At 55.0% G+C, this 7,474-nt stretch carries 6 protein-coding genes; all 6 read left to right on the top strand.

The genetic code is table 11. The features are described from left to right. Nucleotides 1-1,743: 1,743 nt before the first annotated feature. The 6 genes from JY96_RS21610 (at nucleotide 1,744) to JY96_RS21600 (ending at nucleotide 6,604) form a co-directional block, all read left to right on the top strand. Nucleotides 1,744-2,325 carry a GNAT family N-acetyltransferase gene (locus tag JY96_RS21610; RefSeq protein WP_035044307.1) on the top strand — a complete coding sequence of 194 codons (582 nt, stop codon included), beginning with the start codon at nucleotides 1,744-1,746 and terminating at the stop codon, nucleotides 2,323-2,325. 204 nt (nucleotides 2,326-2,529) lie between these two features. Further along, nucleotides 2,530-3,051, top strand: a complete 522-nt coding sequence (locus JY96_RS23440) for a hypothetical protein (RefSeq protein WP_152606699.1) — start codon at nucleotides 2,530-2,532, stop codon at nucleotides 3,049-3,051. 258 nt (nucleotides 3,052-3,309) lie between these two features. Continuing rightward, entirely contained in the window at nucleotides 3,310-3,864 is a 555-nt protein-coding gene (locus JY96_RS23435; RefSeq protein WP_152606698.1) for a hypothetical protein, read from the top strand. A 966-nt stretch (nucleotides 3,865-4,830) separates the two neighbouring features. Then, on the top strand, nucleotides 4,831-5,256 hold the full coding sequence (locus JY96_RS22695; RefSeq protein ID WP_052163028.1) for a hypothetical protein: 426 nt from the start codon (nucleotides 4,831-4,833) through the stop codon (nucleotides 5,254-5,256). Nucleotides 5,257-5,478: 222 nt separating this feature from the next. Further along, a complete protein-coding gene (locus tag JY96_RS23020; protein WP_081961691.1) occupies nucleotides 5,479-5,847 on the top strand; it encodes a cupin domain-containing protein in 369 nt (122 codons plus the stop codon). Nucleotides 5,848-6,088: 241 nt separating this feature from the next. Then, nucleotides 6,089-6,604 (top strand): hypothetical protein, encoded by a 516-nt coding sequence (locus JY96_RS21600; RefSeq protein WP_035044305.1) that lies wholly within the window; start codon nucleotides 6,089-6,091, stop codon nucleotides 6,602-6,604. Nucleotides 6,605-7,474: the final 870 nt, after the last annotated feature.

Genomic DNA, 7,474 nt, shown 5'->3' with positions numbered 1-7,474 from the left:
GGCGTTATGCCCCAGCTTGCTTCATGCATAGAACTTGGCTGTCAGCACCTCATGCGCACCTCAACCTTGCCGGCGCGAAGTCCTGATCATGCATATGGCTGAGCGTCTATTCCCGGCCGTGTCCTTTGCCTTCCATCGCCTCATCGCAGGACTCGCACAGTCACACGACCACGGCCTCTTTCCTGGTACTTCGCGCCGGGCATTGCCTCCGCGATGCAGCGCTGTCGCTAGTGCCTCTCCATGGCCAAGCGCACCAAACGGTCCTGGCTTCGCGCTCACCAGTCTGGCTTCGTTTAAGCTCGCTGGCATAACTGGTCGGCCAAGCGGACGCCAATACAGGCCATGCCTTCGGCATTCTCATGGCCTGTATTGGTGCCCTGCGCACCTTCGGTGCTCCGGCGCCGCTTACCTCTGGCGTTAGGCTCAAAGAGTGCAATGGCAAGAATAAACCTCAAGCGCGCTTGGCTTCTGCTGTGCCTCCTTTGGCTACCAAGTGTTTCACTCCACTTCTGGCCAAAGGTTGAGCATGGCTGGCACGAGGCACAACAAGTGCGGGAAGAGCTGAACCGTGCCCAGCGAGAACGAAGGTTTCTTGATTGTGCGACTGGTCATGGCATCAACTGGTTTCAACACCGAGCAAGGTACCAGTACCAGTGCCAAGCGGAGGCAGAGACAAGTTGTGCAGGAAACCGTCTTTGCGCTACGGACTTGCAAATTGATGGCTGCATCAAAAGCAAAGTGCCTGGGTGCGAGCACCTGGCGTGGCTAGTGGCTGGGGATGGGTCCGAACAGACTCTATCTGACAGCGATTTCAGGTCAAAGGAAAAGCGTGAACGGCTCCTTTTCTTCATGGAAAGATCGTTCTCATCTCCGCTCTATCAAGGCATTGCTTGGGCCGTCACACCGCTCGTTCTCGCACTTATCCTCCCAAGCCTTAGTCGGGGGCTGTGGCGGTGGCTTACAACAACCCGTCCAACATGATTCATGCCCCCACACCGCAGTTGTGCTCCAACAATGAGGCTCAACACCGTAACCCAAAATCCGGCGCCTAACTGGGCGGTCAAGCGGACGCCAACAAGGGCCATGGCTTCGCCATTGTCCTGGCCCTTGTTGGTGCCCTTCAGTCGCTGCGCTCCTTACGGCGCCGCTTACCTTGGGCGTTAGGCCCCACTTTTTGAGGCGGCATGTTGGCAAGGCTGCATTCATGTGATGCCTCGTGAACATCAATAGCCATCGATGTTTTGCGCGAGAACACTGATGCACACCATGGCCTTTCTCTCTGCCGCACCCGCATCTGTTCGCGTCTTCAGGTTTGGCGCTTCACTGCCCTCAAGTTCCGCCACGTGGCGCGCTGCAAAGTCTCAATCTGGCTGTCTGTCCTTCGGCAGCCTGCGCACCGATCAGCAGCGCCAAAGTGCCACAGGCCATCGCCTTGTGGGCCGCCCGACCTACGGCGGGCAGCGCGTAAAAACCGCATTGCCCAGGTCCAGCCGCATCAGGCAAAATCCCCGTAAATCAAATCAAGGGAGCAGGGCCATGCCACGGCCAAGCATCATCACCAACGCACAAAAGGCTTGCTTGTTCTCACCTGCCTTGGCATCTGTCCCCAGCCTAACTGGGCGGTCAAGCGGACACCAACAAGGGCCAAGGCTTCGCCATTGTCTTGGCCCTTGTTGGTGCCCTCCGCACCTTCGGTGCTCCGGTGCCGCTTACCTTGGGCGTTAGGCCCTCCGAAGAATACCAATGGTGCAGATCTACGTAATCGAGACAGAACGGCTGTTGCTTCGTCAGTGGCTCCCATCCGACTTTCCTGCCTTCGCGCAGATGAACGCGGACAAAGAGGTAATGCGCTTCTTTCCTAGTTCTTTGAACGAACAGCAGAGCAACGACATGGCGCAGCGTTGCAGCGACCTCATCGATCTGCGTGGCTGGGGATTTTGGGCTGCTCAAGAGCGGTCATCGAACGCGTTCATCGGTTTTATTGGGCTGCATGTACCAACTGCCGAATTGCCGTTTTCACCTTGTGTGGAAGTTGGCTGGAGGCTCGCGCGAAACTACTGGGGCAAAGGGCTAGCAACGGAGGGGGCCAGCGCTGCACTGACGTTTGCCTTCAATGAATTGTCATTGCCTGAGGTGGTTTCATTCACGACACTCAGCAATGAGCGGTCGGAGCGCGTGATGAAGCGTCTTGGCATGAAGCGCGACGAGCTGACCTTCCAACATCCATCACTGCCGCATGGCCATCCCATGCAGGAGCACTGCCTGTACCGTGCATCTGCCGCGAGCCTGTATCCTCGACTTAGGTGTCAACTGCAACACCCGTGAGGTCTATGTGTTCTCAACGCCCTCTCCTACGCTCACCAGCCTAACTGAGCGGTCAAGCGGACACCAACAAGGGCCAAGGCTTCGCCATTGTCTTGGCCCTTGTTGGTACCCTCCGCACCTTCGGTGCTCCGGTGCCGCTTACCTTGGGCGTTAGGCCACATCGAACAGCCGCGGAGCATTTCGTTAGGCCAAAGAATGCATCACATGCTTATCATCAACAAAAGTCAGCGACTTGCCATACCGGTCATTTCGTGCGTCCTTCTTGCTGCATGCGGCACGCCTCAACCATTGACTGCAACCATATATCAAGCGTCAACGAGCAAGCCACTTCCGCCTATCGACCACCCAATAGCCCCCACTTATGTCGGAGCCTGGCGCATGATTGACATACCAGTTCAGGCAGCTCCCGACTGTGTCAATCGCATCTATGCCGTCTACACAGCCGATGGCACGTTCAAGTTCATAAGCGGTGAACAGGTGAACGAAGGAACGTACGTGGCAAAGGCACGAACCAGCAGTCAAGATGAATTGGCACTTACCTACACAAAGACCAACGGCAAGCCCAACTGCCAAGGTCTTCCTGCTACCTATGTGCTAGCAAACTCCCATGGCAGCATCATTTTGGAGCGACAAGGTGCAGAGCTAAAAATGCTATCGGGCAGTTCAGATGGCCTACGTACAATCACCTACAGGCCGGCTTCAATGCTTGACGCACATATTCAATAGCACCCAAGTGGCAACGCCTCTCAACGGGCCGCGCATCTACATGCCGCCTAACTGTTTGTTCAACAGGGATGTGAAACTTGTCTAACGCCAGCAGCACTTCGGCGGCTGTCATGCCTAACTGGTCGGTCAAGCGGACGCCAACACAGGCCATGCCTTCGGCATTCTCATGGCCTGTGTTGGTGCCCTCCGCCCTATCGGGCTCCGGCGCCGCTTACCTTGGGCGTTAGGCCTCAAGAACGTCCGAGAAAGAATGCACCAATGCTGAACCTCACCTTCGACCTAGCAAGCTTCATAAACACATTGATCGGTGCAATTCTTGGCGGCCTAATTAGCGCTGCCATATCCTACATATTTTTCCTCAAAGGAAAGGGGCTAGACACCCTTACACACTGGATGGCCGGCAACCTTGGTGATATTTTTGTAAAGCAAGCGCATCCTCAGTTCTTCGGAAATTCAGCATCACATATCAAGCCAATAGAGCCTCCACCCAATAATCCCGATGTTCCAAGGCTGACAACTATTATCGTCAGCCCACCAATAGTTACGGCGGGTCAGAACCTCGAAATACTCTGCAGAGTCAGCGACGAATGCTGGAACTTTCCAATGGCGTCTGGCCTTGTCATCATTGACGATGCCGGAATACCGCACCCAACCCGAAATGCTGAGTTCGGATACATGTATGCCTCCATTCCCGTAGCAAGTGTGGGCATCGGAAAAAGTTACAAAATTATATTCAGAATGCACGACGCGCCTGAAGATGGAGGAACACCGAATAAGAACGAGCAATCAATAGAGTTGCGAACCAATGCCTGAATCTCAAACCAACATTGGCCGGGCATTGGCGAATCACATCACTTCCACTCCGCGCCTCAGCCTAGCTTCAAGTAGCAAGTGCAACACCAGTTCAAATTCAGGCCATGCTAGCTAGCCCAACCTTCCACTACGCGCACCAGCCTAACTGTCGGTTCAACTCGGACGCCCCAGCTGGCCATGCCTGCGGCATTTTCATGGCCAGCCGTGGTGCCCTCCGCACTTCGTGCTACGGCGCCGGTTAACCTGGGCGTTAGGCAACACAAATGCGCTGGCTATTCTTGCTCTTCTTGCTACTCGCGGCAGCCGTAAGCAACGCTGCCGTACTTGACCATCTGAGCGCATCACGAGTGTTTGGTGCAATCTTGCTCAACGTCATACTCTTAGGTCTGCTAGGCATTTGGTGGAGTGCATACAAGCTCAAAAACGACCAGAGGAAGTCTGCACTTCAGTACAGCTTTGCTCTAGTTTTGCTTGGTTGCGGCCTTGCTTTGGCTCAGCACTCATTGGAATTTCTAGTAGCTGGCGATTGCCCTTCAGTTCACAACAGTGGCAGATCGAATTTGCTATCCAGCATACTGAAGTCGCTTGTCGAAGCGGGCCATTGCAAAGCAGTCCTTGCCGTGTACCTGGTCTCCAGTGGGGGGCTACTGCTCACAAGCGTGCGAATGTGCCTTCAAGCCCGCCGAAGCAACTAGCTCATGCTCCGCATGTTCAACGATGAAGAGCGATTCCAGCCACCAAAACTCGTCGCCTAACTGGGCGGTCAAGCGGACGCCAACAAGGGCCATGGCTTCGCCATTGTCCTGGCCCTTGTTGGTGCCCTTCAGTCGCTGCGCTCCTTGCGGCGCCGCTTACCTTGGGCGTTAGGCCCATTGAACACACCGCATGCGCCTCAATCAGCACGACTGTTCTGAATCTGCTATTTTTATCGCGTGTAGAGCCCTTCAACTATTCAGGAGCATCGCAATGTCAGATGAAAAGAAGACAACCACCATTCGAGATGTGCAATCAACCCACAATGATGTCGGGATGCACATTGGTTCGCTGCAAGGCAACCTCCACGTTATTGGAGGCAAGTTTAGTCACGGCAAGGTCGGAGTCATGATCGGGGGGGATCCCTCCAAGATCGTAGAGGCGAACAACCCCAGCCACAGCTCTACCGTACACGTGCATGGCGACGTGAACGCTCCACTGAATGTAGCTACTGGAAAAGGTGCATCGATCGCTAACCTAACGGTTGGGGATATCTTGGCAAAAATTGACGCGTCAAATGCAACTCCAGAAGAGAAGCTTGCCGCTAAATCAAAGTTCAAAGAATTTATGGCTCACCCCCTGGTTACGTCCATTGTCGGAGGCTTGGCAGGCGGCATCCCTGGAGCGTTGGGGAGTTGATCTGAACACGATAGGTCTTTGCTAAGGCTAGGGTATAGATACAGCGAAAGGTTTTCTACGCTCGCTGCACTGCGCATCTGCACCCAGCCTAACTGGGCGGTCAAGCGGACACCAACAGGGGCCAAGGCTTCGCCATTGTCTTGGCCCTTGTTGGTACCCTCCGCACCTTCGGTGCTCCGGTGCCGCTTACCTTGGGCGTTAGGCCCTCAAGAGGCAAGAGTCATGCAGCTCATCAAGCACAAAGACATACCGGTGCTTCGCAACTCTGGCGTTGAGTCAGAACAGTTGCTGTTCCCTGAATCCTCACCGGACGCAATGTCAACTGTCACGCGGGTTACCGTGCCCAGTGGAATGACCAGTCCTCGCCATGCACATGACACGTCGGAACAAGTGTGGATCGTGCTGTCAGGCCAAGGCACGCTCCTGCTTGAAGGTGCAAGTGAGGCTGCGATACATGAAGGCGATGTTGTGCGCTTTGCGCCGGGTGATGTGCACGGCGTTTTTAACGGAAGCAACACGCCGTTCGTCTACCTATCAGTCACAACCCCACCTCAAAACTTCCGAAGCGCCTATTCCCAGCAATGGCGTTGAGCATTGCGCTGACAATCACAGCAGTCTTACGCATCATCAAGCATGAGCTTAAACACCAAGGCCCAAAATCCAGCGCCTAACTGGGCGGTCAAGCGGACGCCAACATGGGCCAAGGCTTCGCCATTGTCTTGGCCCATGTTGGTACCCTGCAGTCGCTGCGCTCCTTCCGGCGCCGCTTACCTTGGGCGTTAGGCTTTTCGCAATTCCTAGACGCAGCTATTCCTCGGAAATCAAGGGAATCATGACAGAAGAAGAGACCAGGCTACTTTCTGACGCAGTGAAGATTGGATTTCCAGTCATAGGCACCATTGCCGGCGCGCTCATCGGTGGTATGTCAACCTACTTGCTCACTAAGTTGAGCCATCGTAACGATGCAAAGAAGGAGCTTGCGAAGCGCCGATTCGACTTGCTTATGCAAACGGCCAACGACGTGACCGAGTTTGAACACATGATTGGCACGTATGCCACTGAAGTCAGCAACAAGGTTCAGGGACTGAAAGGGGCTGTCGATTTCGATGAAGCGAAATCCAACATCTATAAGAAAAATCATCCGTTGCGCCGAGCCAGAATGGCACTCAAGCTTCTTGGACTGAAGGAGGCTGAGGCAAGTCTCGAGGACTACGTCGAACTTACCCGAGAACTGATCCGCCATGGGCCAAATCTCTCGAAGGAGAGGGCATCTGAATTGGCGAAGCTGATTGTCGTGGGGCCCGTCAAATTCTACGAGTCCCTAGCCAAAGAAGTTGCCATCTCTTAGTCCGGAATGCCCCTCAAACAAATCACTGCTCACAGATCGAACTCAAATGGGACCTACCGCAATGGGATGTTCAACTGCCTCAGCATCCGCCACCAGCCTAACTGGTCGTTCAACGCGGACGCCACGGCAGGCCATGCCTTCGGCATTCTCATGGCCTGCCGCGGTGCCCTCCGCACTTCGTGCTCCGGCGCCGGTTAACTAGGGCGTTAGGCCCTCACAAAGTCCACGCTTGGCATGCAGCAAAGTACAGATCAGCTTGTCGCTTCCGTAAAAGAGCAGAAAGCGCTTGCACGACGAAATCGATCGGCGCGCAATTGGGCCCTCTTATTCTCGCTGCTGCTATCTGGCCTTGTATTTGCCATTTGGTACGTCGTCTCCCCAACGACGGAAAGCGCGCTGAAGCTTCGCGCCCTTGTCTCTTGCGCCGGCGCAGGGATGCTGCACTACATAGCCCTTTCATTGCGGCAGCGCATCTCGCCTTCCAAAAGCGCCGCCTGCCCACGATGTGGCTACAGTTGGGAAATCAAAGAAGGTCGGGGCGTTCATGCGACTGAGATCATGACGAATTGGGATAAATGTCCTGGTTGCGGCCTACTCATGTCAGAAGCACTATTGGCAAAGAGCTTGAAGCCATGAAACACAGGCCATACATGACGCCCAGTCGTTTGAAAATGCGCGCAAAAGGCCCAAGCTCTTGGCTGGTGGCGAAAGGGAGCTTCGCACTTGATCCATGCAGCACCTATCCACAAGCCTAACTGGGCGGTCAAGCGGACGCCAACAAGGGCCAAGGCTTCGCCATTGTCCTGGCCCTTGTTGGTACCCTTCAGTCGCTGCGCTCCTTACGGCGCCGCTTACCTTGGGCGTTAGGCC

The sequence above is a fragment of the Aquabacterium sp. NJ1 genome (genome assembly GCF_000768065.1).
Lineage (GTDB): Bacteria > Pseudomonadota > Gammaproteobacteria > Burkholderiales > Burkholderiaceae_C > Aquabacterium.
Note: the sequence above shows the minus strand (reverse complement) of the source record. Positions and strands in the feature narration are given on the sequence as shown.